Raw genomic sequence first — 24,474 nt, 5'->3', positions numbered from 1 at the left:
GGGGGTCCGGTCGCCCGGTCCCCCGATCAGAACTCCGCCGTCAGGCCGGTCCGGTCGCGCTCACTCGGCGGCGACGGACGGTGCCTCTTCGACGTTGGCGTTGACCGCGATGTAGGTGCGGCCGCCGGTGGAGCGCTTGAACGCGACCGTGCCGTCCGTCAGAGCGAACAGGGTGTGGTCCTTGCCGATGCCGACGTTGACGCCCGGATGGAACTTCGTGCCGCGCTGGCGCACGAGGATGTTGCCGGCGAGGACGGCCTCGCCGCCGAACTTCTTCACGCCGAGACGGCGGCCGGCGCTGTCGCGACCGTTGCGCGAGGAGCCGCCTGCCTTTTTGTGAGCCATAGTCCTACTCCTTCAGAACGGCGCCGGCTCAGGCGGCGCCGTTGATCCCGGTGATGCGGAGCACCGTCAGGTCCTGACGGTGGCCGTTCTTGCGGCGGTAGTTCTGGCGCCGCTTCTTCTTGAAGACGATGATCTTCGGGCCGCGGTCCTGCGCGACCACCTCGGCCGCCACCGTGGCGCCGGCCACGGTCGGCGTCCCGATCGTCGTGGTGCCGCCGTCGCTGACCATCAGAACGTCGTCGAGCGTGATGGTCGCGCCAGCGTCGCCCTCGAGCTTCTCGACCTTGATCACGTCGCCGTTGGCGACCTTGTACTGCTTGCCGCCGGTGCGGATCACTGCAAACATCGTCACTGCCCATTCCATAACAAACGGCGGGCCGTCGCCCACCGTCTGAGGTGCACGCCCGCTTGTGAGAGGGCGGATTTATACGCCGCTTTGCGCCGGAGTCAACAGGCTTCCCCACATCGGATGCATCCGGGCCCGCCCGGCGGCGCGGAAAAAAGCGCGAAACAGGGCTTGCAGCCCTTCCCCGTTTCGGCTAGGTTCCGCGCCGCTCCGCACCGCGGGGGCCACGGATGGGTGGCAGAGTGGTTGAATGCACCGCACTCGAAATGCGGCGTACCCGCAAGGGTACCGGGAGTTCGAATCTCCCCCCATCCGCCAGATTCTTTTGCCAGAGCGTTGATTTCAAAGCGAAGTCCGCTCCGGCACAGCTTTTCCCCCGACGAGTCGTCCCGCGCCTGGCGGCGGATCGGCGGCGCCGGTAACGGACGGCGGAGGGTGAAGGCGCCGGCGTTCCATGGGCGCCCGATCAGCATGGTGATGCGCGCAACGGCAAGCCGGTGAGCGTCGGGCAACGGACGCCCGGCGGACTGTTGATGATCCCGGGAGCGCTCATACCGATGGCAGGGACGCCCGCTATCGCCACGGCGGCGTCTTCACGCCGGCAACGGTGCGCTCACGGCAAATGCCGCTTCCCCAGATACTCCTCGCTCTGCATCTCCATCAGCCGGCTGACGGTGCGCTCGAATTCGAAGGCGTGGGTGCCCTCGGGGTATAGGCGCTCGGGCGGGGCGTCGGCGGCGATGATGACCTTCACCTTATGCTCGTACAGGGCATCGATCAGCGTCATGAAGCGCTTGGCCTCATTGCGCCGCTCGTCGCGCATGGCGGGGACGTCGTCGATCAGCACCGTGTGGAAATGGGTCGCGATGGCCAGATAGTCGGCCGCTCCGAAGGGCTTGCCGCAGAGATCCCAGAAATCCACCCGCGCCACGCCGGCGGCGGCGCACTCGATCTCCACACGGCGGCCCTGCACCAGCAGGTGGGTGGGGCTGGTCGGGGCGCCGTCGGTCAGAGCGGCGAAGGCGTCCTTCAGCGCCGCGTCCGACGCCGCACCCAGCGGCCAATGATACACCGGCATGCCCGACAGCCGGTTCAGGCGGTAGTCGGTGGCACCCTCCAGCGCCAGGACGTCCAACTTCTCCTTCAACAGCGCGATGAAGGGCAGGAACAGCTCGCGCTGCAAGCCGTCCTTGTACAGCAGGTCGGGCGGCCAGTTCGAGGTCGCCACCACCACCACGCCGTTGTCGAACAGGTGAGTGAACAGCCGGCCCAGGATCATCGCATCGGCGATGTCGGTCACGTGGAACTCGTCAAAGCACAGCAACCACGCCTCCTCCGCCATCCGCCGCGCCAGGTCGGGGATGGCGTCGTCGGGGCCGGTCGTGGCGCGCCCGCGGGCGGACCGGTGTTCGTGGATGCGCCGGTGCGTCTCCAGCATGAACGCGTGGAAATGCACCCGCCGCTTGCGCTCCACCGGCGCGGTCTCGAAGAACAGGTCCATCAGCATGGACTTGCCGCGCCCCACGCCGCCGTAGAGATACAACCCCTGGGGCGGCTCCGCCGGCTCCGTCCGTCGGGCGAGGCCGAAACGCTCCCGCCAGCCCACCTTGCCGCTCTGCGGGCGGTAGTGGCGCAGAGCCTGGTAGAGGCTTTGCAGCTTCTCCGCCGCCAGCTCCTGGTCGGGGTCGGGGCGCAGGGTGCCGGTGCCGCGGCGGGCGCGATAGAGCGAAAGCGGTCCTTCGGGCATGGCCTGCCGGAGTCTGCGGGGTCGGGCGGGGCGAGAACCCTTACCTAGCTGATGCCCCGCCGCGGTGCAACGCCGCTGCCTCCGCCGCCGGCCCCGCCCCGTCCGTTCCGGCGATGACCACGCGGTTGCGGCCCAGGCGCTTGGCCTCGTACAGGGCGGCGTCGGCCTTGCGCACGGTGTGCTCATAGTCGGGGTGGCCGTCGTGCAGCGCCGCGCCGATTGAGGCGGTGACGGTGAACGGCCGGCCGGCGACGGTGAAGCGGTGCTCCGCCACCAGGATGCGCAGGCGCTCCGCCTTCACCTGAAGGGTCGCCATGTCCATCTCGGTCAGCAGGACCAGGAACTCCTCCCCGCCGTAGCGGAACACGAAATCGCCGGCGCGCACGTTGGCGTGCACCAGTTCGGCGATCTCGGTCAGCACGGTGTCGCCGGCCTGGTGGCCGAGCGTGTCGTTGATCTGCTTGAAATGGTCGGCGTCCATCAGCAGCACGGCAAAGGGCTTGCCGTGGCGCAGCGCAATGGTCACCTCGCGCTGGAAGATCGCGGGCATGAAGCGGCGCGTCAGCAGCCGCGTCAGGGGATCGCGGCCGCCCTCGATCTCCAGCGCCTTCTCGATCATGGCGCCCAGAAGGAAGGCGATCTCCGTGACCGCGTCGTTGAGATCACGCACGAAGGCGGCGTCCACCGTCCCGGCGGCGGCCCGGCGCACCGCGTCGGCCACCGCGTCGGTACGGGCACGGATGGCGTCCAGCTCCGCCACCTTGCCGAAGATCAGCTCCGCCTTGTGGGTCAGCCACAGGCCGAAGTCGCTGGTCTCGATGGGTGGCACCGCGGGCATCACCGACGCCGGACCGTTGTGCGCGTAGAAAGCCACAACCGCGTTGCGCAGCCAGTCGAACAGGGACGACTTCAGCCGCTCCCCCTCCAGCGCCAGGTTCTGGCCGGTCATGAACATCTTCAGGGATTGCTGGTGGCGCACATTGCCCAGCAGGTCGCCCAGATACGCCTCGTGCATGTTGTCCAGCACGGTGTCCAGCACCTCACCGACGAACAGCACGGCGTGCGCCGTCTGCGACCGGCTGAGGTTGGAGCGCACCACGCGCGCCGACAGCTCCTTCTTGATGATGCGCATGCCGGCGTTCACCAGCGTCAGCGGGATGTTGATGCGCGCGTGCACCAGGCCGACGTCGTAGTTCCGGGCGATCGACTCCTCCACCGACTCGCGCGTGGATGCGCAGAAGATGCCGCGGATCCATCCCGCCAGGGACGGCCGCAGCCGCTGCTGCACCACGGCATGGTCGAGGAAGGGCGCAGCCTCGCCGTCGCCCTCCAGCGTGCGGTAGAAGGTGTCGGCGATGGCGTCCGCATCGTCGCGCGCCGCGGCGGTGATCACCGCCAGGATCTCGGGGTCGGTTTCCGCCCACAGGGAGGTGAGCGAGTCGGCAAGGATGGCGGCCTTGCGGTCCTTCTGGCTATCCATCGCTGGCGCTCTCCCCGATTCCGGCGGGCACGGCGGGCGCGGTCCCCGGCGCTTCGTTCTACCGCCCCGCTGCCGTCCGGCGTTAACAGATTTTTGATGCTGCCCCCCCTATTCCTCGAAGGGCTGCCGCCGGGGCGGGCGGTGACGGCCCCTTTCGGCGGCTTCCCGGAGGAGACGCGGCGGAGCGATGGGTGAGCGGCAGGCAAGCGACGATGGCGTTACGGCGGTTCCCGCCGGCGGCGATAAGGCGGTCCCCACCGGTGGCCCGGCGGGCCGGCTCGCGGCCCGGCTGGACGGTGCGCTGGGGTCGGTGCGCTTTCTCATGGTCGCGTCCGGCGCGGCCTTCATCGCCGTGGTCAACGCGCTGATCGGCTACGGCATCTGGCAGCAGCACCAGCGGGCGGTCGAGGGGGTGCGCACCGGAACCGAGAACCTGGTGCGCATGCTGGACGAACAGGTGTCCCACACGGTGTCCGGAGTCGACCGGCTGTTCGCCGACGTCGCCCACGTCCTGCGCATCCACCCCGACGCCGGGGTGCGCGGCGCTCCGGCCATCCACGCCTATCTGCGCGACCGTGCCGACGCCTTTGCACAGGTCACCGCCATCGTCGTCGTCGGGCCGGACGGCCACATCCGCCACCACACCGGCGACACCGATCCGCCCGCGGTCGACCTGAGCGACCGCACCTATTTCCGCGCCCACCGCGACCCGCCCGACGGCGGCCTGTTCCTCGGCGCGCCCGTGCCCAGCCGGGTGGTGCCGGGCAAGACGGTGATCCCGCTCAGCCGGCGCCTCACCGCACCCGACGGCGGCTTCAACGGCGTGCTGGTCATGATGGTCAGCCCCGACCACCTCGACCACGGGTTCGAGGCGGTGCGCGCGGGGCAGACGGCCTCCATGACGCTGGCCCTGGCCGACGGCAGCGTGCTGGTGCACCGGCAGGCCGCCGGTGCCGCCGGTGCCGCCGCGGTCGGCCGGGACGCCGCCCCGATGCCGGCAGCCGCCCTGGCCGTCGCCATGACCGGCGGACCGGAGCGCACGCAGCGCCTTCCCGGTCCGGACGGAGGGGAGCAACTGGTCAGCTTCCGCCGGGTGTCGCCGTACCCGCTCCTGGTGGTCGCCTCCACCGACCTGCGCGCGGCCCTGGCCGACTGGCGCCGCGACAGCGCGGCCTGGGGCTTCATCGGCCTGTCCATGACCCTGGCCATCGCCCTGCTGACCCTGTTCGTCGTCGGCCAGCACCGCCGGCGCGAGCAGGATCAGGCAAAGCTGGCGCAAGCCTCCCGGCGCATCCGCGGCATTCTCGATTCCATGGTCGACGCGGTCGTCACCATCGATTCCCGCGGCCGCATCGAAACCTTCAATCCCGCCGCCGAGCGGCTGTTCGGCTACCGCGAGGACGAGGTGGTGGGGCGCAGCATCGGCATCCTGGTGCCCGAGCCGTTCCGGGCCGACCACGATCGCTGGCTGCGCAACTACCGCCCCGGCGCGGGGTCGCGCATCATCGGGTCCGACCGCGAGGTGCAGGCGCTGCGGCGCGACGGCTCGGCCTTTCCCATGACCCTGGCGGTCAGCGAACTGGTCCCCGACCGCGGGTCCGGTCAACGGCCGGACCACCGCGTCTTCGTCGGCGTCGTGCGCGACATCACCCTGCGCAAGCAGAAGGAGGCTGAACTGCTCGCCGCCAAGAGCCAGGCGGAACTGGCCAACCGGGCCAAGAGCGAGTTCCTCGCGAACATGAGCCACGAGCTGCGCACGCCGCTCAACGCCATCATCGGCTTTTCGGAGATCCTGGACAGCGAGTTCTTCGGTAAGCTGAACGAGCGGCAGAAGTCCTGCGCCAAGGACATCCACGACAGCGGCAAGCATCTGCTGGACATCGTCAACGCCGTGCTCGACATGTCGAAGATCGAAGCCGGCCGCTATGAGCTGAGCGAGGAGGTCATCGACCCCGGCGAGGCGGTGGCCCAGTGCCTGATGATGGTGCGCGACCGGGCCGCCGACGCCGGCGTGGACCTGCACAACGCCATCTCCGGCCCGCTGCCCTATGTCTGGGCCGACCGGCGCGCCTTCAAGCAGGTGCTGCTGAACCTGCTGTCCAACGCGGTGAAATTCACGCCGGCCGGCGGATCGGTCACCCTGCGGGCGGGCATCGAAGAGGACGGCAGCCTTGCCGTGTCGGTCTGCGACACCGGCATCGGCATCCCGCGGGAGTTCATGGAGCACCTGTTCGAACCGTTCCGCCAGGCGGAGACCTCGGCCAACCGTCGCTACGAGGGCACCGGGCTGGGTCTGTCGATCTCCAAGAACTTCATGGAACTGCACGGCGGCACCCTGCGCTGCCGCAGCGAGGTGGGGGTGGGCACCACCATGACCGCCAGCCTGCCCGCCGGCCGCATCGTCCCCGACGGCCCCGGTGTCGGCCGGCAGGCCGCGTAGGGCCGGCTGCTCATACGCGGTCAGGAGCATCCTGACCGCTGCGTTCATACGCCACGCAGGCTTCGGCCCTATCGGGCCGCGGCCGCCGTCGCGGCCGATGCCGGGCTCGGACGTCAAGACGTACCGAACCCGGCATCACATCAACCCCTGCGCCTTCAGGCTGGTGTGGCGCCCCTTGCCGACGATGACGTGGTCGTGCACCACGATGCCCACGGCGTCGGCGGCGCGCATCACCTCGCGCGTCATGTCCACGTCGGCGCGGCTGGGGGTCGGGTCGCCGGAGGGGTGGTTGTGCACCAGGATCACCGCGGTTGCCCCCAGCTCCAGCGCCCGCCGCACCACCTCGCGCGGGTACACCGGCGTATGGTCGACGGTGCCGCGCTGCTGCACCTCGTCGGCGATCAGCGCGTTCTTGCGATCCAGAAACAGCAGGCGGAACTGCTCCGTGGTCTCGTGCGCCATGGCGGCGGCGCAATACTCCATCAGTGTCTTCCACGAGCCCAGCACCGGCCGCTTCATCACCCGCTCCCGCGTGGCGCGCAGGGCGCAGGCCCCCACCGCCCGCACCATGGCGACGGCGGCGTCGGTCTTCAGGGCGACACGGCCGGCCTTCATGCCGCGCAGCTTCTCCGGCGGGGCGTTCACCGTCTCCCACAGGCCACCGAAGGTGTCGATCAGCTTCTTGGCCAGCGGCTTGACGTCGCGGCGCGGGTCGACGGCGAACAGCACCAGCTCCATCAGCTCGTAGTCCTCCAATGCCTCCGGCCCGCGCTCCAGGAAACGGCTGCGCAGCCGGTCACGGTGGCCGTGGTAATGGGGCGTCTCCTGGCCGGCGTCGCCGCGGGTGTCGGCCTCGTCCATGGGCGGTGTCGGTCCTGCAATCGTGTGCAGGAACTATAGCCGCTCGCATCGCGGTTGTCAGGAGGATCGACCCGTCGCGTGTATGGCGAGACCGGCGGGTGGAGGGATCGCCGGCTCAACGGGCATCCGACCGCTGACCCGAGGCTGGACAATGCCGATTGCTACGTCCACAAATGGTGGTGACGAGCGTCCGACCGTGCCGGGGCCCCATGACGATCACGACTGCGCTGAACGCCATCGACAACAACCTGTATGCCGAGGCGGCGACGCTCGCCCGCGCCCTCTATGAGAACGACCCGGCGCGCCTGTGGGCGCTGGCACCGGGGTGGACGGCGGTCGGCGGCAACGACCTGGCGGTGGCGACGGGAACGCTCGACCGCGGGCTCTACACCAACGCCAACGCCAGGGCCCTGGTGGCGGTGGCCCGGCTGGACGGCAAGGACACCCTGGCCGTGGTGTTCCGCGGCAGCGACGACCGCCAGGACTGGATCGAGAACTTCCGCAACATCGACGAGCACGCCGCCCACCTCGCCGGACTCGTCGCCGCGGTCGAACGGCTGGCGGCGAGCCACCCCTTCGACCAGGTGCTGGTGGCCGGCCACAGCCTGGGCGGCGCCATGACCCAGCATTTCATGGAGCGGCACCCGCCCGGCACCGGCCCGTGGGTGGGCGTCACCTTCGGCTCGCCGGGGACCAACGGCACGGCCGACGCCGACCCGCGGCTGATCAACTTCCGCACCGTCGATGACCCCATCCCCTATCTGGCGGAGAACCGGGCGGACATCGCCGCCGCGGTGTCGGCGATGCCGCCCTTGCAGCAAGCACTGGTCGCGCGCTCCATCGCCGACCTGATCCACGTGGATCCGCCCCTGACGGCCAGCGACATCCTGGCGACGCTGCCCTACATGACCACCGGCTACACCGTCGACGGGCCGGTCATCCGCCTGGCGCGGGAGGGCGACGTGCCCCTGCCCAGCGGGTTCACCGGCATCGACCAGCTTTCCCGCTTCGATCCCACCGCCCACGCCATCGAGACCTACCGCAGTTTCATGCCCGTGCGCACCTTCGGCAGCGATGCCGGCGAGGCGTGGACCGGCGGCAGTGGCATGGACGAGTTCTTCGGCCTGGGCGGAAACGACACGCTGGTCGGCGGGGCGGGGATGGATTTCCTCTACGGCAACCTCGGCGATGACCTGCTGCTGGGCGGTGCGGATGACGATTGGCTGCACGGCGGGCAGGGCAGCGACCGCGTCGATGGCGAGGCCGGCGCCGACCAGGTGTACGGCGGGCGCGGCGACGACACGGTGTGGGGCGGCGAGGGGGCCGACACCCTGTTCGGCGGGCAGGGGAACGACCTGGTCCTCGGCGGTCCCGGCGCCGACCGGCTGTTCGGCAATCTGGGCGACGACACCCTGTCGGGCGGTGCCGGCAACGACTGGCTGGAAGGCAACGCCGGCGCGGACCTCTACGTCTTTGCGGCCGGTGACGGGGTGGACACCATCGCCGGCTTCAGCGGCGGTGAGGGCGACCGCATCGCCATCGCCGCCGGCACGGCCTGGAGCCTGTCGGGCGATGCGTCCGGCAACGCCGTGCTGCTGCTGGCCGGTGGCGGTTCCGTCACCGTGCTGGGCGTGGCGCCCGATTCCCTGGCCGCCGGCGGCTGGGTGGCGGCGGTCTGAACTTAGACGGTCGTGTCGGGATAAGGCGGTTTGTCGTAGCCGGCGGGGGAGAGGGTGAAAATCTCGCACCCGTCGGCGGTGACGCCGATGGAATGCTCGAACTGGGCGGACAGGGACTTGTCCTTGGTCACGGCGGTCCAGCCGTCGCCCAGGATCTTCACATCGTGGCGGCCGGCATTGATCATCGGTTCCACGGTGAAGAACATGCCCTCCTTCAGCACCGCGCCGGTGCCGGGGCGGCCGAAGTGCAGGACCGACGGCGGCTCGTGGAAGACGCGCCCCAGCCCGTGACCGCAGAAATCGCGCACCACCGAGAAGCGGTGCGATTCCGCGAAGGTCTGGATGGCGTGGCCGATGTCGCCCAGGGTGGCGCCGGGCTTCACCTTGGACAGACCCAGCATGAGGGCGTCGTAGGTGACGTCCACCAGCTTTTGCGCGCGCAGGCTGACGCCGTCGCCGCACAGGTACATGCGGCTGGTGTCGCCGTGCCAGCCGTCCAGGATGACGGTGACGTCGATGTTCAGCACGTCGCCGTCGCGCAGCCGCTTGTCACCGGGGATGCCGTGGCAGACCACATGGTTGACGGAGATGCAGGTCGCCTTGGGAAAGCCGCGGTAGCCGAGCGGGGCCGGGATCGCCCCGTGGTCGCGGATGTACTGCTCGCACAGGCGGTCCAGTTCGCCGGTGCTGACGCCGGGGCGCACGTAGGGGGTGATGTGGTCGAGCGTGGCGGCGGCCAGACGCCCGGCCTGCCGCATGCCTGCAAAATCCTCCGGCCCATGCAAACGGATGCGATGGGAGTCGAGGTTGTCGTGTTCCACCGGTTCAGCCTTTTTCCGTTTACGGCCGCGCAGCAGGCCTATCCGTCCAGCCGGATGGGCAGCGGCCGCTCCAATTCAATCGATTCGCGCGTGATCGCGCAAGACCAACACAGCGCTTCCACGCCGGCCGCCATGGCGCGGCGCAGCCCCGCATCGTAGGCGGGGTCCAGGTCCGCGGCCACCCGGAAGTGGGTGCAGTCGGTCCGCTGCACAAGGTACAGCATCACCGCCCGATTGCCGGCCCGCACCATATCCGCCAATTCCTCCAGGTGCTTGGCGCCGCGGGCGGTGACGCAGTCGGGGAACTCCGCCGCCAGCCCGTCGCCCCGGTGGGGACGGCGCAGGTGCACGTTCTTCACCTCCACATAGGCGGGCGGGCGCGCCTCGTCCTCCAGCAGCAGGTCGATGCGCGAGTTGCGGCCATAACGCACCTCCCGCCGCAGGCGGGCGTAGCCGCGCAGTTCCGGCACGACGCCGGCGGCGATGGCCTCCGCCGCCAGGGCGTTGGGATGGCCGGTGTTGACCCCGACCAGCCCGCCGTCCGCCTCCACCAGTTCCAGCGTGTGGGCCAGCTTGCGCCGGGGGTTGTCGGAGCGCGACAGGAACGTCCGGCTGCCCGGCGCGTCCAGCCCGATCATGGCGCCGGAGTTGGGGACATGCGCGGTCACCACCGCGCCGTCGAGATCGATGTCGGCCAGGAAGCGCTTGTAGCGGCGCAGCAGACGGCCTTCCAGGAGGGGGGAGGGGAAGCGCATGGTCGGCACGCTAATCCCGCAGGCGCGCGGTCGCAAGCGTCGGCTGGAAGGTGGCGCCGCCTGCGCTATGATCCTTGCGCCGCGCCCGTGCGCCGACCATCAGCGAGAAGCCTCCGCACCATGAGCCTTGCCGACACCCTGAACCCGACCGCGGCCGTCCTGATCATCGGCAACGAGATCCTGTCCGGCCGCACCAAGGATGCCAACCTGCCGTTCCTGGCCGAAAAGCTGGGGGCCATCGGCATCCGCGTGCGCGAGGCGCGGGTGGTGCCCGACGTGGAGGCGGAGATCATCGCCGCCGTCAACGCCTGCCGGGCCCGCTACACCTATGTGTTCACCACCGGCGGCATCGGCCCGACCCATGACGACATCACGTCCGCCTCGGTGGCCCGGGCGTTCGGCGTGCCGCTGGAACGCAACGCCGAGGCGGTGGCGCGGCTGGAGCGCCACTACGCGCCGGGGGCGCTGAACGCCGCGCGCCTGCGCATGGCCGACATCCCCGCCGGCGCCACCCTGGTGGACAACCCCATCAGCCAGGCGCCGGGCTTCCGTCTGGGCAACGTCTTCGTGCTGGCGGGTGTGCCCAACATCATGCAGGCGATGGTGGACGGCATCCTCCCCCGGCTGGCGGGCGGCCCGCCGATCCACGCCCTGACCGTGAGCTGTGAACTGGCGGAGGGCCGCATCGCCGCCGACCTCGCCACCCTGCAGGACCGCTATCCGTCCGTCGAGATCGGCAGCTATCCCTATTTCCGCAACGGGTTCTTCGGCGTCAGCCTGGTGCTGCGCGGCACCGACGAGGGGATGCTGGACCGGGCGGCGGAGGAACTGGCGGCCATGGTGCGCCGGCTGGGCGGCACTCCGACGCTGACGCGCGGCACGAAAGGGTAAGGAACCCCACCCTTCGGCTAGGGCTCCTTGCCCGCGTGACCGTCCGTACCACGTTGATTCCCGAGGGGCGGAGGACCTGCGAGGGAAACGGTCATGCAACCATTTGAGAAGCCGCTTGTCTACTATCTTCTGCAGCACCTGGCGTCGGGGGTTGCGGGCGCCATCGTTCTGGCCAGCGGGATTCTGCTGCTGGACATCGCCGGGCTGGGGACGTTGGTGACCACCAGCGAGCACTGGTTCGTCGCCACGTTCCTGCTGTACTTCGGCCTCAGCATCACGTTCGGCAGCGTCGCGATGGGAATCGGCGTGATGATGCTGGCCGAGGAGTGAGCGCCGCTCAGAACGGCCCGAAGGTCTGGTAGAGGAAGATCAGCCCGGTCAGCGCCGCCAGCCAGATCGCCGCGTTGCGCAGCCACGGACTGCGCCGCAGGTGGGGCATGGCGCCGGGAAAGACGATGGCCATGACCATCAGGATGGCCACGAGGCCCAGCCAGTTGATGTTGTCCACGCCGCAGGTTCCTTTCCGTCATCGCCTGACTAGATGGGGACGTCCGGCGGCTTGTCCATGCCCCCGCCCGGCGGTCTTGACCGGCGGGCGGCGACGGGCTATGCAACTCCCGGACGCGCGTGTTCTTCCTCCCCCGGCCAACAACCGGTGGGAGAGATGGCGCGCCGCGGACGCGGGCGTGGCGGAACCGGTAGACGCATCAGACTTAAAATCTGAAGCCGTCAGGCGTGGGGGTTCGAGTCCCCCCGCCCGCACCACCGGCAGAGTGGGTGCTTGTCCCCGGTTTGGCATCACGGTTGCGTTCTGCGCCGATGGGCTTCGTTGGCGGTCGGCATCACGACGGATCTCCGGCATCGACCGGCGTTCGCACAGAGGCCACCATCCTTGCCGCAATCAGAACCCGTTATGCTTCAAATCGGTGATGCGAACGATCATGCTCCGCTTCGGGTCGAACGGCAACGTCTCGAACCCGAAACGGCTGTAGAAGGCGCGCACGTCGTCGTCCAGCGGATGCGTGATCACGCCGAAGCATCCCATATCGTCCGACAGGCGCACGGCGGTTTTCAAGGCGAAGAACAGCAGGGAGCGGGCGTAGCCGTTCCCATGATACCGCCGATCCACGGCGAGCTGGCCGAGCAGGAGCGCGGGAATAGGATCAGGCCGGTTGCGTTGGGCGGCTTTCGGCAGGAACGCCCGCTCGATCTGTGCGGCGCTCAACGACACATAGCCGATGATTGCTCCCGTGACGGGATCGCACACGACGCTGGTGCGCGACACTCCCGAAAGCTGATTGTCCCCGGCGCGCCGCCGGAACCACAGGTTCAGCGATTCGCGGCCACAGTCGAAGGCGCTTCGGTCGTCCTCTGCGGCGAGCGGTCGGGGCGGCGTCAGTCCTGCCATGCGGGCCGCGTCGCAGCGAGGTCACGCAGCGCCGGAACGGCCTTCGGCGGAGCACTCACCCACGCCTCGAACGTGCTCCAGTTCGCCGCCGGGATGGTCACCACACGATGTTCCAGCACTTCAAGCTCCGCCGCTTCCAGGGCTTTGCGGCGTACGAAGTCGCTCAGGTTCGTGTGCGCCTGTTCGGCGGCCTGTTCCAGGAGGTCGCGCTCGCTTCGGCTGACGCGCACGCTCAGCACCGGGGTTTGGTTGGGGGTAGGCATCTTAGCGTCCTCCGAGGTTCTGTATGACAATGGCATACAAGATGCTGGTGTTCAAGTGGCATGTAAAAATAAGCGGATGGCATTAATAAATCCCTGTATTCCGCGAGCCGTATTCTTATACGTCAAAAATAAGAGATGAAATATGTCTAAAAATCTGTTATGATGAGGTGGAGTAATAGGGTGTTGTATGGCGGATGGTGACAAAGACAATGATGCATTGCGTGCATGAGGAGTAGAACTTCTTGCCAAGGCTCGCGCCCGGGCCGCCGAAATTCAGCGCGCGGCTGGAGCCATCACCCATGACGACGCCGTGCTGGCCCGTCTCGCCGCAGCCGCCAGCGCGCTTGCCACTGCCGAGCATAGGCGTCAAAAGCATGCCATTGCCGAATACGAAACGGGCCGCCCCGAGTGAGGCGGCCCGTTGCGATTCGGTCCGTGGTGCCGATGCCGGGATCAGGCCAACTCGATCCGTTCGGCCTCGGGGCCCTTGGCACCCTGGCGGACGGTGACACGCACCTGCTCGCCGTCGCTCAGGCCGCCGATCCCGCTGCGCTCCAGCGCGCGGATGTGGACGAAGATATCCTTGCCGCCGGACACCGGAGCGATGAAGCCGAAGCCCTTGGTCGCGTTGAACCACTTGACGGTTCCGTCGACCGTTTCGGTTGGGCCGGACGCGCCGCGGTCCCAGCCGCCGCCACCGCCGGCACCATACCCGCCGCCGCCGCCATAACCGCCGCCGGCGTCGTAGCCGCCGCGAGCGGGACGCGACGAGCCGGCCGTGGCCGTCGAGGTGTCGACCGAGTGGACGTTCGCCACCTGCGGTCCCTTGGGGCCGCGGGACAGATCGCACACGATGGTCGCGCCGTCCGGCAGGGAATCGTGGCCGGAAAACTGCAGGACGGTGGAGTGGAGGAACGCGTCCGGCGAACCGTCATCGGGCGTCACGAAGCCGAAGCCCTTGGTCGGGTTGAACCACTTGACGGTGGCGCGGATATCGCGGTGGGTGATCTCGGGAGCGCGGAACGCCCCGCGCTGCGGGCGGTCGTACATCAACGGTCTCGTGCAATGTGACAGGCCACGACCCCCTCATGGGCCGCAACGCCGTTGAGGATGACCTACAATGATCCTGTTTTCAACCCGGAATCGGTCTGCCCGGAATGGGCCGGCCCGCGGCGGGAGCGCGGGCCGGAACGCCGTCAGCGGAAGGTGACGGTGACGATCTCGTACAGCTTCGAGCCGCCGGGGGTCGACACCTCGACGCTGTCGCCCACATGCTTGCCGATCAGGGCACGGGCCAGAGGCGACTGGATGGACAGGAATCCGTTCTTGATGTCGCTCTCGTCCTGGCCGACGATCTGATAGGTGGTTTCCTCGTCGGTGTCTTCGTCGGCCAGCGTCACGGTGGCGCCGAACTTCACCATGTCACCGGACAGCTTGGAGGGGTCGATGACCTCCGCGCGGCTGATCTTGTCTTCCAGTTCGCCCACGCGGCCTTCGATGAAGCTCTGACGCTCCCTCGCAGCGTGATATTCGGCATTCTCCGACAGGTCGCCGTGCTCGCGAGCCTCAGCAATAGCCTTGATGACGGCCGGACGCTCGACGGCCTTCAGATGCTTCAACTCTTCCTGCAGGCGTTCGAAACCTGCAGCGGTCATCGGCACTTTTTCCATGTCTTCAGTCCATCACCATGCCAGCGCGTCGATGTCAGAAAGATTTCGGCGCGGGGGACGGGCCTCCGCGCCGTAATCCGTCCTTAATACGATCCGCTAAGGTACGACTGGAGCGGCGCGACTTCAAGACTGCCGTTACGGAGTGCGGCAATCGCTTCCACTGCTGCGCGAGCACCGGCAACAGTGGTGTAATACGGCACATTGTACGTCAGCGCCGTGCGCCGCAGACTGAAGCTGTCGGACAGCGCCTGGGCGCCCTCCGTGGTGTTGAGGACGAGCTGGACCTGGCCGTTGATCATGGCGTCGACGATGTGGGGCTGGCCCTCCACCACCTTGTTGATCGGTTCCGCGGGCAGGCCGGCGTCCTTCAGGAAGGCGCAGGTGCCCGTCGTGGCGATCAGGCGGAAGCCCATCTCGTGCAGCTTGCGGGCGATGGCCGCCAGCGCCGGCTTGTCGCGGTCCTTGACCGAGATGAAGCAGGTGCCCGTCACCGGCAGGTTCACCCCGGCGCCGAGCTGGGACTTGGCGAACGCCAGGGCGAAGTTGTGATCCAGCCCCATGACCTCGCCGGTCGACTTCATCTCCGGGCCCAGCACGATGTCGACACCGGGGAAGCGGGCGAAGGGGAACACCGCCTCCTTCACCGCGGTGTGCGGCGGGGTGGGGCCGTTCAGCGTGAAGTCAGCCAGCGATTCGCCGGCCATCACGCGCGCGGCGATCTTGGCTATGGCGGTGCCGGTCGCCTTGGCCACGAAGGGTACCGTGCGGCTGGCGCGCGGGTTGACCTCCAGGATGTAGACGGTGGCGTCCTTGACCGCGAACTGCACGTTCATCAGGCCGACCACGTTGAGCGCCCGGGCCAGCGCTTCGGACTGACGACCGATTTCGGCGATCACCTCCTGCGGCAGCGAATAGGGCGGCAGGGCGCAGGCGGAGTCGCCGGAATGGATGCCGGCCTCCTCGATGTGCTCCATCACGCCGGCGACGTAGACCGCACCGCCGGCGTCCGCGACCACGTCGACGTCCACCTCGATGGCGTCCTGAAGATAGCTGTCGATCAGCACCGGGTTCTTGCCCGACACCTTCACGGCGGTGGCGATGTAGCGCTGCAGGCCGGCCATGTCGTGCACGATCTCCATGGCCCGGCCGCCCAGCACGTAGGACGGGCGGATGACCACGGGGAAGCCGATCCGGGTCGCCACGGCCTGCGCCTCCTCCAGCGAGCGGGCGAGCCCGTTGGCCGGCTGCAGCAGGCCCAGCCGGTGCAGGAGCTGCTGGAAGCGCTCGCGGTCCTCGGCCAGGTCGATGGCGTCGGGCGAGGTGCCGAGGATGGGGATGCCCGCCTTCTCCAGCGCCGCCGCCAGCTTCAGCGGCGTCTGGCCGCCGAACTGCACGATGCAGCCGAGCACGGTGCCGGCGCGCTGTTCGACCCGCACCAGCTCCACCACGTCCTCGGCGGTCAGCGGCTCGAAATAGAGCCGGTCGGCGGTGTCGTAGTCGGTGGACACCGTCTCGGGGTTGCAGTTGACCATGATGGTCTCAATGCCGGCCTCGCGCAGGGCGTAGACCGCATGGACGCAGCAATAGTCGAACTCGATGCCCTGGCCGATGCGGTTGGGGCCGCCGCCCAGGATGACCACCTTGCGCCGGTCGGTCGGCTCCGCCTCGCACTCGGCGGCACCGCTGCCGTCGGTCTCGTAGGTGGAGTACATGTAGGGCGTGCGCGACGGGAACTCGGCCGCGCAAGTGTCGATTCGCTTGTAGACCGGCGTCACCCCGGCCGACCGCCGCGCCGCCGCGGCCGTATCCTCGTCGATCCCTGCCAGCTCGGCCAGGCGCGCGTCGGAGAAGCCCATCTGCTTCAGCCGCAGCCAGCCGGCGGCATCGGCGGGCAGGCCGCCGGCGCGCACCTCGGCCTCGGCATCGACGATGGCCTGGATCTGCTCCAGGAACCAGGGGTCGTACTTGGACGCCTGCTGCACCTCGGCCACCGAGAAGCCGTGGCGGAACGCCTGGGCGATCACCAGCAGCCGGTCCGGCGTCGGCCGGGCCAGGGCGCCGCGGATGGCGGTGGGGTCGGGGGCGTCGGTGCCGCTGCCGATCGTCACCTCGTTGAAGCCGGTCAACCCCGTCTCCATGGAGCGCAGGGCCTTCTGCACCGATTCCTGGAAGGTGCGGCCGATCGACATGGCCTCGCCGACCGACTTCATGGAGGTGGTCAGCAGCGGCTCGGTGCCGGCGAACTTCTCGAAGGTGAAGCGCGGCATCTTGGTGACGACGTAGTCGATCGTCGGCTCGAAGCTGGCCGGCGTCTCGCCGGTGATGTCGTTGTCCAGTTCGTCCAGGGTGTAGCCCACCGCCAGCTTGGCGGCGATCTTGGCGATGGGGAAGCCGGTCGCCTTCGACGCCAGCGCCGAGGAGCGGCTGACGCGCGGGTTCATCTCGATCACGATCAGGCGGCCGTTGGCCGGGTTCACCGCGAACTGCACGTTGGAGCCGCCGGTGTCCACCCCGATCTCGCGCAGCACCGCGATCGAGGCGTTGCGCATGATCTGGTATTCCTTGTCCGTCAGCGTCAGGGCCGGGGCGACGGTGATGCTGTCGCCGGTGTGCACGCCCATCGGGTCGATGTTCTCGATGGAGCAGACGATGATGCAGTTGTCGGCGCCGTCGCGCACGACCTCCATCTCGTACTCCTTCCAGCCCAGCACCGATTCCTCGATCAGCACCTCGCCGACCGGGCTGGCGCGCAGGCCGCCGCGCACGATGTCCTCGAACTCCTCCCGGTTGTAGGCGATGCCGCCGCCGGTGCCGGCCAGGGTGAAGGACGGGCGGATGATCGCCGGCAGCCCCACGAACTCCAGCGCGTCCTGCGCCTCGCGATAGGACCGCACCAGGCGCGAGCGCGGGCTTTCCAGCCCGATCTTGTCCATGGCGTCGCGGAACAGGATGCGGTCCTCGGCCTTGGCGATGACGTCGCGCTTGGCGCCGATCATCTCCACGCCCAGACGCTCCAGCGTGCCGTCGTCGGACAGGGCCATGGCGGTGTTCAGCGCGGTCTGGCCGCCCATGGTGGGCAGCAGCGCGTCCGGCCGCTCCTTCTCCAGGATGCGGGCGACGACCGCGGGGGTGATCGGCTCGATGTAGGTGGCATCGGCCAGACCGGGGTCGGTCATAATGGTGGCGGGGTTGGAGTTCACCAGGATGACCCGGTACCCCTCCTCGCGCAGCGCCTTGCACGCCTGGACGCCGGAGTAGTCGAACTCGCAGGCCTGGCCGATGACGATCGGACCCGCGCCGATGATGCAGATGGACTTGATATCAGTGCGCTTGGGCATGGCGGTCCGCTTCTCGACGTTCAGTCAGCAAAAGCCCCCTCCCGCCGGTGCGGGGAGAGGGGGCGTATGTCGTGCGAGGGCACTTTATAGGCACTAAGGCTTCGGGTGGGAAGGGCCGTGTCGCCGCGCCGGTCATGTGCCTGAAACAATGCGGCCGGTCGGCGAAACGGCCCTTGCGCGCGTGCGCGAACGGCGTCATCAATCGGCGGTCCGCTCCCCCACATGCCCCCGGCCCTTCCCCGCATGTCCCACGCCTTCGCCAAAGACAGCCGCGCCTGCGCCGCCTGCGTCTCGTGGGGCGGTTCGCGCACGCTCGCCGCGGACAACACGCTGGTCCACGTCAACCGCTACAGCGTGGAAGGGGAGTGCCGGACCGCGGTCAGCCAGGACTACCGCAAGATCACCAGGTCCTATCACACCTGCCCGGCCTGGGCGCCGCTGCCCATGCTGAAGTCCCACGGCGGCCGGCCGGAGCGGGTGCCCGCGGCCGCCCCTGCCGCCGCGGTAGCCGCCGCGATCGGCGTGCCGGTGCCGCCGCGCTCCGAAGCGGCGGCGGATGCGGAGGCGCCGGTCTGCTCCTCGGTGCCGCTCGACGTGGACAAGGCGCCGCCCCAGGCGCGCATCCTCTATACCTACTGGCGCCGGCTGCGGCAGCAGCGGCGCATGCCCGCCGCCGTCGACATCGACACCGGCCACATCCGCGACTGTGTGTCGCGTCTGGCGCTGCTGGAGGCCACCGCGGACGGCGGCGACTTCGTCTATCGGGCGTGCGGCCGCGGCCTGCTGCGCCGCATGGGCTTCCGCCCGGTCGGCCGTCCCGTCACCGCCTGCCACGCGCCCGAGGCGGCCGACCGCTGGCTGGTGGACCTGCGCGCCTGCCTGGCCGGCGCCGAGCCGCGCTGCGTCCTCGTGCGCAACGATCCGCTCCTGCCGGAGGGGCGCTACGTCGAACTGCTGCTGCCCCTGACCGACCGCCACGGGCGCCCCGGCCTGGTGATGGCCTACCGCCACCTGCCGGGCGGCTGAGCCTTGACCGGCGAAGCGCAGGACGGCCTTGCCATGGATGCCTGGCCGGCCGCGGTGTGGATCGTCGCGGGCGTGCTGGGCTTCACCGCCGCCCCCTGGGCCTACGCGACCTGGAAGGGCATCGCCTTCTTTGTGCTGGGCACGCCGCCCCTGCTGCTGCTGGCCGGCACGGCCGTCCACCGTTTCCACCGCACCGTGGCGGCCATGCTGACCGAGGTCTTCCCCGGCGGCGGGACGATTGCCGGATTCGTCGGCGCGGTGATCCGCGCCATGCTGCGCCTGGTCGAGGCGGTGCTGATCCTGTCGCTGGCCCGCGGCGCGCTGGTGATGATGCAGGCGGGGCCGGGAGCGGGGTGAGGCGGCCTCGGGACGATACTGTTCGCCCCCGTCACTCCCGCATGAAGTAGATCAGGTCCAGTTCCGGCGGCGTGTGGCCGAACTGGGAGAGCAGGGTGTGGGCCTGGCCGCGGTGATGGGTCTGGTGGTTGAAGAGGTGGCCGAGGACCGCGGAGAAGGGCTGTTCCCACCGTTCGCCCCGGACGTTGGTGTAGGCCAGCGTGCCGGCGAAGCGCGCCTCGTCCTGCGCCTCCACGAAGGCGAGGATGCGGGCGTCCTCCGCCTCGCGGGCGGCGCGCAGGCCGGGAAGATCCGGGTGGAGGATGGTGTCCAGCGACGGCGGCTGCGGCCCGGCGCCCTCGAACCGGCGCATCCAAAGCTGGTCGCCCACCAGGATGTGGTTCAGCGTGCCGCACAGGGACCCGAAGAAGGCGCCGCGGTCTTCGCGGAACCGCTCCTCCGGCAGGGCGGCGACGGCGTCGAAGAGGCGATCGTTGGCCCAGCGGTTGTAGCGGGCGAAAAGCCGGAAGTGGTCCTTCATTCCGATCCTCGTCAGTACAGGGACCCGGGAAGCCGCTCCGCCAGCGACCGGTCGTAGTTCTCGCCGCCCTCGGCGCCGCCGCTGGCCTCTGCCAGCAGCGTGCCGGTGGAGGGCAGGGCGGTGCGGTCCACCCGCGCCTGCGGGTCCCACAGGCGGGAGCGGATCAGGGCGCGGGCGCACTGGAAGAAGACCGATTCGATGCTCACCACCAGCACCGTCTTCGGCGCCCGGCTGTCGACCGCGAAGGCGGCGCACAGGTCGGGGTCGGCGTCGATGACCGCCCGCCCGACCACCCGCAGCGTCTCGTCGACGCCGGGGATAAGGAACAGCAACGCCAGGCGCGGGTCGTGGACCAGGTTGCGCAGGCTGTCGAGGCGGTTGTTGCCGCGGCGGTCGGGGATCAGCAGGGTGCGCGCGTCGCGCACCCGCACGAAGCCGGGGCCGTCGCCGCGCGGCGAGGCATCCGGCCCTTCCGGCCCGCACGTCGCCACGACGCAGAAGGGCGCCGCCTCCACGAAGGCGCGGTAACCGGGGGTGAGGTGGTCGGTTTCCTTGCGCAGGGACGCCCCGGCGGGCCGGCCGTAGAGCGACTCCAGGGCCGCCGTGTCGGTCACCGGGGCGGCGGGCACCCTACACGCCCGCCCGCTTGGCCGACAGCCCGGCGATCGACATCAGCACGTCGCGCTTGCCCTGGTGGTTGGCGGCGGAGACCACCCGTTCCTGCTCCATGCGCTCCACCAGCCGGGCGGCACGGTTGTAGCCGATCTGGAGCTGGCGCTGGATGAAGGAGACGGACACCTTCTGCTCCCGCACCACCAGATTGACGGCCTGGAGGTAGAGATCGTCGGCGGACACGCCGCCGGTGGCGCCGGTATCCTCCTCCTCCTCGGCGATGATCTCCTCATCCTCTTCGGTGATGGCGGTGACGTAGTTGGGGGCACCCTGCGCCTTGACGAACTGCACGATCTCCTCGACCTCCGAATCGGAGACGAAGGGGCCGTGGACGCGGGTGATGCGGCCGCCGCCGTGCATGTAGAGCATGTCGCCCTGGCCCAGGAGCTGCTCCGCTCCGGCCTCGCCCAGGATGGTGCGGCTGTCGATCTTCGACGTCACCTGGAAGGAGATGCGGGTGGGGAAGTTGGCCTTGATGGTGCCGGTGATGACGTCCACCGACGGGCGCTGGGTGGCCATGATCAGGTGGATGCCGGCGGCACGCGCCATCTGGGCCAGGCGCTGGATCGCCGCCTCGATCTCCTTGCCGGCCACCAGCATCAGGTCGGCCATCTCGTCGACGATGACGACGATGAAGGGAAGCGGCACCGGCTCCTGGCTGGTGAGGTCGAGCAGGGCGGTGTCGCCCTCGCCATGGCGCGGCGGCAGCTTCTCGCCGCGCGACGCCAGTTCGGCCACGCGGGCGTTGTAGCCCTCGATGTTGCGCACGCCCAGGCGCGACATGGCCTCGTAGCGGTTCTCCATCTCCCGCACCGCCCAGCGCAGGGCGATCACCGCCTTCTTCGGGTCGGTGACGACGGGCGTCAGCAGGTGCGGGATGCCGTCGTAGACCGACAGCTCCAGCATCTTGGGATCGACCATGATGAAGCGGCAGCGGTCGGGCGGCAGGCGGTAGAGCAGCGATAGGATCATGGTGTTGATCGCAACCGACTTGCCCGACCCGGTGGTACCCGCCACCAGCAGGTGCGGCATGCGCGCCAGATCGGCCACCACCGGGTCGCCGCCGATGTCCTTGCCCAGCGCGATGGCCAGGTTGGCGGTGGCGTCGCGGAAGTTGGGCGCGTCCAGCATCTCGCGCAGGTAGACCATCTCGCGCACCGGGTTGGGCAATTCCACCCCGATGACGCTGCGGCCGGGAACGATGGCGATGCGGGCGGTCACCGCGCTCATGGAGCGCGCGATGTCGTCGGTCAGATTGATGACGGTCGCCGACTTGGTGCCGGGCGCCGGCTCCAGCTCGTACAGGGTGACCACGGGGCCGGGGCGCACCTCCATGATCTCGCCGCGCACCCGGAAGTTCTTCAGCACCGTCTCGAGCTGGCGGGCGTTGCGCGCCAGCACGCCCTCGTCGTGCTGCTGCGGCGGGCGCGGCGGCGGCGTCTGCAACAGGTCGATGGGCGGCAGCCGGTAGCCGGCGTCGGCCGGCACCCCCGCCAGGGCTTCGCGCGCCGACGTCGGCGGCGTGCCGGCGTGGACGGCCGCGGAAACGGGGGCGGCGGCGGGTGCGGCACCGGCGGGCACAGCGGTGGCGGGGACCACGGCCGGCTCGACCGGCGTCGCCGGAGCCGGTGCGGCCTGCGGCATCGACTCCGGCCCCGGTGCCGTGGCCGACGGCGGGATCGGCGCGGCGGCGGCGGCGGGCGCCGAGTCGGCCGGGGTCGCCTCGACCGCCCACTCCACGCCGGCCAGGAAGGCGAAGCCGGCGATCACCGCCGGGCCTTCCTCGCTCAACCCCGTGGAATAGACGGTGCCGGCGCGCGGCGTTCCCGGCAGCACCTCCACGTCCCACTGCGGCCGCCCGTCGGAGCGGGCGTTGGGGACGAGGTTGAACGGGCGGCCGTTCAGCGCGCACCAAAGATTGAATTCGTCGGCGGTGACGACGCCGGTCTGGGTAGCGGGCGCGGTCAGGTGGGGCGTGCGCGGCTTCATGCCGGTGTTCTCGACGTCGAGGGGGTGGCGAAGGGGCGGTACGGGGCGGTGCGGCCCACCGGCAGCTCGTAGGCGGCCACCAGCAGCTTGTCGACGGTGACGCCGTCGCTGCTCAGCGGCAGGACGAGGCGTTCGAAGGTGCGCCGGCGGCCATCGAAGATGCCGGTGTAATGGCGGGCCATGGGCAGGCGCTCGCGCATCACCGCCTCGTACTCGGCGGTCAGCACGGCGCGCTGCGGCTCCGGCAGGGATTCCAGGGTGTGGCCGAGGCGGGAATGCCCCCAGGCCTGTGCCAGGGCCCGGCCGTAGTAGGAGTAGACGAAATCATCCTCCCCGATCACCTCGAAGATGACGATGTTGTCCTTCCACGGCCGCAGCTCGACCGGCGAAATGGAGCTGGAGACCGGCGGATTGCCGGCGGAGCACTTGCCCAGCCAGAAGTCCAGAAGACCGTTGAGTGCCGGCGTGGCCAGCTCTGTTCTTTGCATCGTCATCAGGGGGCGGCTTCGCGACTGGGGGCCATGGGCGTGGCGTCGATGGACGCGCGGAACCATACCCGCAACGCCGTGCCCCGCGCAACCGGTCGCCCGCCCCCGCGACGATGCGGCTACGGGGGGCGAGCGACCGGCATCACGGCGCGCAGCGCACCCCGGTGCCGCCGATGCCGCAGTAGCCGCCGGGATTCTTCGCCAGGTACTGCTGGTGATAGTCCTCGGCGAAGTAGAAGGGCGGCGCCTCGCGGATCTCGGTGGTCACCGGGCCGTAGCCGGCGCGCCCCAGCGCCTCGCCATAGGCGTCGCGCGACGCCTCGGCCTCCGCCAGCCGGGCCGCGTCATGGACATAGATGGCCGAGCGGTACTGGGTGCCCACGTCGTTGCCCTGGCGCATGCCCTGGGTGGGGTCGTGGGCTTCCCAGAAGGTCGCCAGGATCTGCCGGAAACCGGCCTGCGCCGGATCGTAGACGACGCGCACCACCTCGGTGTGGCCGGTACGGCCGCTGCACACCTCCTCGTAGGTGGGGTTCGGGGTGTGGCCGCCCTGGTACCCCACGGCGGTGACCCACACGCCGGGACTCTGCCAGAACTTGCGCTCCGCCCCCCAGAAACAGCCGAGCCCGAGGTCGACGACCTCCATTCCCGCCGGATAGGGCGGCTTCAGCGGCCGGCCGTTCACGAAATGGCGTTCGGGAACGGTGACCGGCGTGTCGCGGCCGGGCAGTGCCTCGTCCGGCCCGGGAACGGACAGGGGCTTGCGGCTGAAGAATCCCGGCATGGCGGACCTCCTTCTCGGAAACGGTGCCCCTGAGGTGGTGCGCCGGACGGGCCGGGCAAGCCCGGGGGCGGCGCCGGCCCGGGCGGAGCCTTGTCCCCGTCCCCGGTGTTACCCTCGGACAGACCAACCCGATCACCGCAAGGGACACCCGCCATGGCCATCGACGAGACCGCCCTGACCCGCCTTGAGGACGTCGGCCGCCGCCAGGGACGCATCAGCGCCGAGGACCTGGGGCGCATCCTGCCGGTCGACCGCATGTCGCCCGGCGACATCGCCCGCGTCGTGGAACGGCTGGAGAGCGCCGGGATCGACGTCGACGTCGACCCCGCCTTGCTGCACGGCCGGTCCGACGGCGGCGCCGCGGCCGGCGACGCCGGGGTGGTGAGCATCGCCCGCCCCGCCGCTCCCGCCGTGTCCGCGCCGGGGGTGCGCCCGTCGACGAGCCACGACGCGGCGTCCATGGGCTCCACGCACGGCCACGGCACGCGCCGAGCCCCCACCTGGAACTACGAGGGCGTCGACCTCATCCCCATCGTCTCCATCGGTGCGGTGGCGCTGCTGCTCATCGTGGCGCTGGCCTGAGCGCGCCCGGCG

26 protein-coding genes and 2 tRNA genes are annotated in these 24,474 nt (G+C 69.7%); 9 read left to right on the top strand and 19 right to left on the bottom strand.

Going from position 1 to position 24,474, the window contains the following annotated elements; translation table 11 throughout:
- Nucleotides 1-60: 60 nt before the first annotated feature.
- The gene (rpmA, locus tag G472_RS0106730; RefSeq protein ID WP_029007763.1) at nt 61-345 is read right to left on the bottom strand and encodes a 50S ribosomal protein L27; all 285 of its coding nucleotides are present in this window, start codon (nt 343-345) and stop codon (nt 61-63) included.
- 28 nt (nt 346-373) lie between these two features.
- Nucleotides 374-691: a 50S ribosomal protein L21 gene (gene rplU / locus G472_RS0106725; RefSeq protein WP_029007762.1), complete on the bottom strand. Its 318-nt coding sequence runs from the start codon at nt 689-691 to the stop codon at nt 374-376.
- A gap of 228 nt (nt 692-919) precedes the next feature.
- On the opposite strand from rplU, the gene G472_RS0106720 reads away from it, so the two are divergent.
- Nucleotides 920-1,009 (top strand) — tRNA-Ser (locus G472_RS0106720).
- A 295-nt stretch (nt 1,010-1,304) separates the two neighbouring features.
- On the opposite strand, the gene zapE is transcribed toward G472_RS0106720, so the two are convergent.
- Both zapE and G472_RS31675 read right to left on the bottom strand, forming a co-directional pair.
- Complete coding sequence (zapE, locus tag G472_RS0106715; protein ID WP_029007761.1) at nt 1,305-2,438, bottom strand: cell division protein ZapE; 1,134 nt, start codon at nt 2,436-2,438, stop codon at nt 1,305-1,307.
- 40 nt (nt 2,439-2,478) lie between these two features.
- Nucleotides 2,479-3,918 (bottom strand): GGDEF domain-containing protein, encoded by a 1,440-nt coding sequence (locus tag G472_RS31675; protein ID WP_084536494.1) that lies wholly within the window; start codon nt 3,916-3,918, stop codon nt 2,479-2,481.
- 187 nt (nt 3,919-4,105) lie between these two features.
- Here G472_RS31675 and G472_RS36845 point away from each other — a divergent pair, with 187 nt between their 5' ends.
- Nucleotides 4,106-6,358 carry an ATP-binding protein gene (locus G472_RS36845; protein ID WP_051340516.1) on the top strand — a complete coding sequence of 751 codons (2,253 nt, stop codon included), beginning with the start codon at nt 4,106-4,108 and terminating at the stop codon, nt 6,356-6,358.
- Between the two features lie 135 nt (nt 6,359-6,493).
- Here G472_RS36845 and radC read toward each other — a convergent pair whose 3' ends face one another.
- On the bottom strand, nt 6,494-7,219 hold the full coding sequence (radC, locus tag G472_RS0106700) for a RadC family protein (RefSeq protein ID WP_029007760.1): 726 nt from the start codon (nt 7,217-7,219) through the stop codon (nt 6,494-6,496).
- Between the two features lie 209 nt (nt 7,220-7,428).
- On the opposite strand from radC, the gene G472_RS36840 reads away from it, so the two are divergent.
- Nucleotides 7,429-8,898: an alpha/beta hydrolase family protein gene (locus tag G472_RS36840; protein ID WP_051340515.1), complete on the top strand. Its 1,470-nt coding sequence runs from the start codon at nt 7,429-7,431 to the stop codon at nt 8,896-8,898.
- Between the two features lie 2 nt (nt 8,899-8,900).
- Here G472_RS36840 and map read toward each other — a convergent pair whose 3' ends face one another.
- Entirely contained in the window at nt 8,901-9,719 is an 819-nt protein-coding gene (gene map / locus G472_RS0106690) for a type I methionyl aminopeptidase (RefSeq protein WP_035691430.1), read from the bottom strand.
- Between the two features lie 38 nt (nt 9,720-9,757).
- Nucleotides 9,758-10,474, bottom strand: a complete 717-nt coding sequence (gene sfsA / locus G472_RS0106685) for a DNA/RNA nuclease SfsA (RefSeq protein ID WP_029007758.1) — start codon at nt 10,472-10,474, stop codon at nt 9,758-9,760.
- Between the two features lie 120 nt (nt 10,475-10,594).
- Between sfsA and G472_RS0106680 the strand changes: the two genes are divergently transcribed.
- Both G472_RS0106680 and G472_RS0106675 read left to right on the top strand, forming a co-directional pair.
- The gene (locus G472_RS0106680) at nt 10,595-11,365 is read left to right on the top strand and encodes a competence/damage-inducible protein A (protein ID WP_029007757.1); all 771 of its coding nucleotides are present in this window, start codon (nt 10,595-10,597) and stop codon (nt 11,363-11,365) included.
- A gap of 93 nt (nt 11,366-11,458) precedes the next feature.
- Nucleotides 11,459-11,695, top strand: a complete 237-nt coding sequence (locus G472_RS0106675; protein WP_029007756.1) for a hypothetical protein — start codon at nt 11,459-11,461, stop codon at nt 11,693-11,695.
- A gap of 7 nt (nt 11,696-11,702) precedes the next feature.
- On the opposite strand, the gene G472_RS39420 is transcribed toward G472_RS0106675, so the two are convergent.
- Nucleotides 11,703-11,873 (bottom strand): hypothetical protein, encoded by a 171-nt coding sequence (locus G472_RS39420; RefSeq protein ID WP_169732785.1) that lies wholly within the window; start codon nt 11,871-11,873, stop codon nt 11,703-11,705.
- A gap of 172 nt (nt 11,874-12,045) precedes the next feature.
- On the opposite strand from G472_RS39420, the gene G472_RS0106665 reads away from it, so the two are divergent.
- Nucleotides 12,046-12,130 (top strand) — tRNA-Leu (locus G472_RS0106665).
- A gap of 136 nt (nt 12,131-12,266) precedes the next feature.
- Here the strand turns inward: G472_RS0106665 and G472_RS0106660 are convergent.
- The 6 genes from G472_RS0106660 to carB all read right to left on the bottom strand — a co-directional run bounded on the left by G472_RS0106660 (nt 12,267) and on the right by carB (nt 18,044).
- Nucleotides 12,267-12,773 (bottom strand): GNAT family N-acetyltransferase, encoded by a 507-nt coding sequence (locus tag G472_RS0106660; protein WP_029007755.1) that lies wholly within the window; start codon nt 12,771-12,773, stop codon nt 12,267-12,269.
- A complete protein-coding gene (locus tag G472_RS0106655; protein ID WP_029007754.1) occupies nt 12,761-13,036 on the bottom strand; it encodes a type II toxin-antitoxin system TacA family antitoxin in 276 nt (91 codons plus the stop codon). The genes G472_RS0106660 and G472_RS0106655 overlap by 13 nt, the downstream gene beginning before the upstream one ends.
- 157 nt (nt 13,037-13,193) lie before the next feature.
- Nucleotides 13,194-13,412 carry a hypothetical protein gene (locus G472_RS39695; RefSeq protein ID WP_156927026.1) on the bottom strand — a complete coding sequence of 73 codons (219 nt, stop codon included), beginning with the start codon at nt 13,410-13,412 and terminating at the stop codon, nt 13,194-13,196.
- Nucleotides 13,413-13,489: 77 nt separating this feature from the next.
- The gene (locus G472_RS40515) at nt 13,490-14,086 is read right to left on the bottom strand and encodes a cold-shock protein (RefSeq protein WP_029007753.1); all 597 of its coding nucleotides are present in this window, start codon (nt 14,084-14,086) and stop codon (nt 13,490-13,492) included.
- A gap of 146 nt (nt 14,087-14,232) precedes the next feature.
- Entirely contained in the window at nt 14,233-14,706 is a 474-nt protein-coding gene (gene greA / locus G472_RS0106645) for a transcription elongation factor GreA (protein ID WP_029007752.1), read from the bottom strand.
- An 83-nt stretch (nt 14,707-14,789) separates the two neighbouring features.
- Nucleotides 14,790-18,044, bottom strand: a complete 3,255-nt coding sequence (carB, locus tag G472_RS0106640; RefSeq protein WP_029007751.1) for a carbamoyl-phosphate synthase large subunit — start codon at nt 18,042-18,044, stop codon at nt 14,790-14,792.
- A 243-nt stretch (nt 18,045-18,287) separates the two neighbouring features.
- On the opposite strand from carB, the gene G472_RS0106635 reads away from it, so the two are divergent.
- Nucleotides 18,288-19,070 carry a PAS domain-containing protein gene (locus tag G472_RS0106635; protein ID WP_029007750.1) on the top strand — a complete coding sequence of 261 codons (783 nt, stop codon included), beginning with the start codon at nt 18,288-18,290 and terminating at the stop codon, nt 19,068-19,070.
- A gap of 33 nt (nt 19,071-19,103) precedes the next feature.
- Entirely contained in the window at nt 19,104-19,427 is a 324-nt protein-coding gene (locus G472_RS0106630; protein ID WP_029007749.1) for a hypothetical protein, read from the top strand.
- Nucleotides 19,428-19,458: 31 nt separating this feature from the next.
- Here the strand turns inward: G472_RS0106630 and G472_RS0106625 are convergent, their stop codons facing one another.
- The 5 genes from G472_RS0106625 to msrA form a co-directional block, all read right to left on the bottom strand.
- Nucleotides 19,459-19,947 carry a DinB family protein gene (locus tag G472_RS0106625; protein ID WP_029007748.1) on the bottom strand — a complete coding sequence of 163 codons (489 nt, stop codon included), beginning with the start codon at nt 19,945-19,947 and terminating at the stop codon, nt 19,459-19,461.
- An 11-nt stretch (nt 19,948-19,958) separates the two neighbouring features.
- Complete coding sequence (locus G472_RS0106620; RefSeq protein WP_029007747.1) at nt 19,959-20,576, bottom strand: pyridoxamine 5'-phosphate oxidase family protein; 618 nt, start codon at nt 20,574-20,576, stop codon at nt 19,959-19,961.
- 1 nt (nt 20,577) lies between these two features.
- Nucleotides 20,578-22,608 carry a DNA translocase FtsK gene (locus tag G472_RS31660; protein WP_035691428.1) on the bottom strand — a complete coding sequence of 677 codons (2,031 nt, stop codon included), beginning with the start codon at nt 22,606-22,608 and terminating at the stop codon, nt 20,578-20,580.
- Nucleotides 22,605-23,102, bottom strand: coding sequence for a PAS domain-containing protein (locus G472_RS31655; protein WP_211100150.1), 498 nt, complete (start codon nt 23,100-23,102; stop codon nt 22,605-22,607). Before G472_RS31655 ends, G472_RS31660 begins: the two co-directional genes overlap by 4 nt.
- A gap of 136 nt (nt 23,103-23,238) precedes the next feature.
- A complete protein-coding gene (gene msrA / locus G472_RS0106605; protein ID WP_029007746.1) occupies nt 23,239-23,880 on the bottom strand; it encodes a peptide-methionine (S)-S-oxide reductase MsrA in 642 nt (213 codons plus the stop codon).
- Nucleotides 23,881-24,033: 153 nt separating this feature from the next.
- On the opposite strand from msrA, the gene G472_RS0106600 reads away from it, so the two are divergent.
- On the top strand, nt 24,034-24,462 hold the full coding sequence (locus G472_RS0106600) for a hypothetical protein (protein ID WP_029007745.1): 429 nt from the start codon (nt 24,034-24,036) through the stop codon (nt 24,460-24,462).
- Nucleotides 24,463-24,474 lie beyond the last annotated feature (12 nt).

Source organism: Azospirillum halopraeferens DSM 3675 (assembly GCF_000429625.1).
In the GTDB taxonomy this organism is placed as follows: domain Bacteria; phylum Pseudomonadota; class Alphaproteobacteria; order Azospirillales; family Azospirillaceae; genus Azospirillum; species Azospirillum halopraeferens.
This window is presented reverse-complemented; position numbering and strand designations above follow the sequence as displayed.

Coding starts and splice junctions, on each gene's coding strand:
- rpmA (WP_029007763.1), bottom strand. CDS start 345: ATGGCTCACAAAAAGGCAGGCGGCTCCTCGCGCAACGGTCGCGACAGC.
- rplU (WP_029007762.1), bottom strand. CDS start 691: ATGTTTGCAGTGATCCGCACCGGCGGCAAGCAGTACAAGGTCGCCAAC.
- zapE (WP_029007761.1), bottom strand. CDS start 2,438: ATGCCCGAAGGACCGCTTTCGCTCTATCGCGCCCGCCGCGGCACCGGC.
- G472_RS31675 (WP_084536494.1), bottom strand. CDS start 3,918: ATGGATAGCCAGAAGGACCGCAAGGCCGCCATCCTTGCCGACTCGCTC.
- G472_RS36845 (WP_051340516.1), top strand. CDS start 4,106: ATGGGTGAGCGGCAGGCAAGCGACGATGGCGTTACGGCGGTTCCCGCC.
- radC (WP_029007760.1), bottom strand. CDS start 7,219: ATGGACGAGGCCGACACCCGCGGCGACGCCGGCCAGGAGACGCCCCAT.
- G472_RS36840 (WP_051340515.1), top strand. CDS start 7,429: ATGACGATCACGACTGCGCTGAACGCCATCGACAACAACCTGTATGCC.
- sfsA (WP_029007758.1), bottom strand. CDS start 10,474: ATGCGCTTCCCCTCCCCCCTCCTGGAAGGCCGTCTGCTGCGCCGCTAC.
- G472_RS0106680 (WP_029007757.1), top strand. CDS start 10,595: ATGAGCCTTGCCGACACCCTGAACCCGACCGCGGCCGTCCTGATCATC.
- G472_RS0106675 (WP_029007756.1), top strand. CDS start 11,459: ATGCAACCATTTGAGAAGCCGCTTGTCTACTATCTTCTGCAGCACCTG.
- G472_RS0106660 (WP_029007755.1), bottom strand. CDS start 12,773: ATGGCAGGACTGACGCCGCCCCGACCGCTCGCCGCAGAGGACGACCGA.
- G472_RS0106655 (WP_029007754.1), bottom strand. CDS start 13,036: ATGCCTACCCCCAACCAAACCCCGGTGCTGAGCGTGCGCGTCAGCCGA.
- G472_RS39695 (WP_156927026.1), bottom strand. CDS start 13,412: ATGCTTTTGACGCCTATGCTCGGCAGTGGCAAGCGCGCTGGCGGCTGC.
- G472_RS40515 (WP_029007753.1), bottom strand. CDS start 14,086: ATGTACGACCGCCCGCAGCGCGGGGCGTTCCGCGCTCCCGAGATCACC.
- greA (WP_029007752.1), bottom strand. CDS start 14,706: ATGGAAAAAGTGCCGATGACCGCTGCAGGTTTCGAACGCCTGCAGGAA.
- carB (WP_029007751.1), bottom strand. CDS start 18,044: ATGCCCAAGCGCACTGATATCAAGTCCATCTGCATCATCGGCGCGGGT.
- G472_RS0106635 (WP_029007750.1), top strand. CDS start 18,288: ATGTCCCACGCCTTCGCCAAAGACAGCCGCGCCTGCGCCGCCTGCGTC.
- G472_RS0106630 (WP_029007749.1), top strand. CDS start 19,104: ATGGATGCCTGGCCGGCCGCGGTGTGGATCGTCGCGGGCGTGCTGGGC.
- G472_RS0106625 (WP_029007748.1), bottom strand. CDS start 19,947: ATGAAGGACCACTTCCGGCTTTTCGCCCGCTACAACCGCTGGGCCAAC.
- G472_RS31660 (WP_035691428.1), bottom strand. CDS start 22,608: ATGAAGCCGCGCACGCCCCACCTGACCGCGCCCGCTACCCAGACCGGC.
- G472_RS31655 (WP_211100150.1), bottom strand. CDS start 23,102: ATGACGATGCAAAGAACAGAGCTGGCCACGCCGGCACTCAACGGTCTT.
- msrA (WP_029007746.1), bottom strand. CDS start 23,880: ATGCCGGGATTCTTCAGCCGCAAGCCCCTGTCCGTTCCCGGGCCGGAC.
- G472_RS0106600 (WP_029007745.1), top strand. CDS start 24,034: ATGGCCATCGACGAGACCGCCCTGACCCGCCTTGAGGACGTCGGCCGC.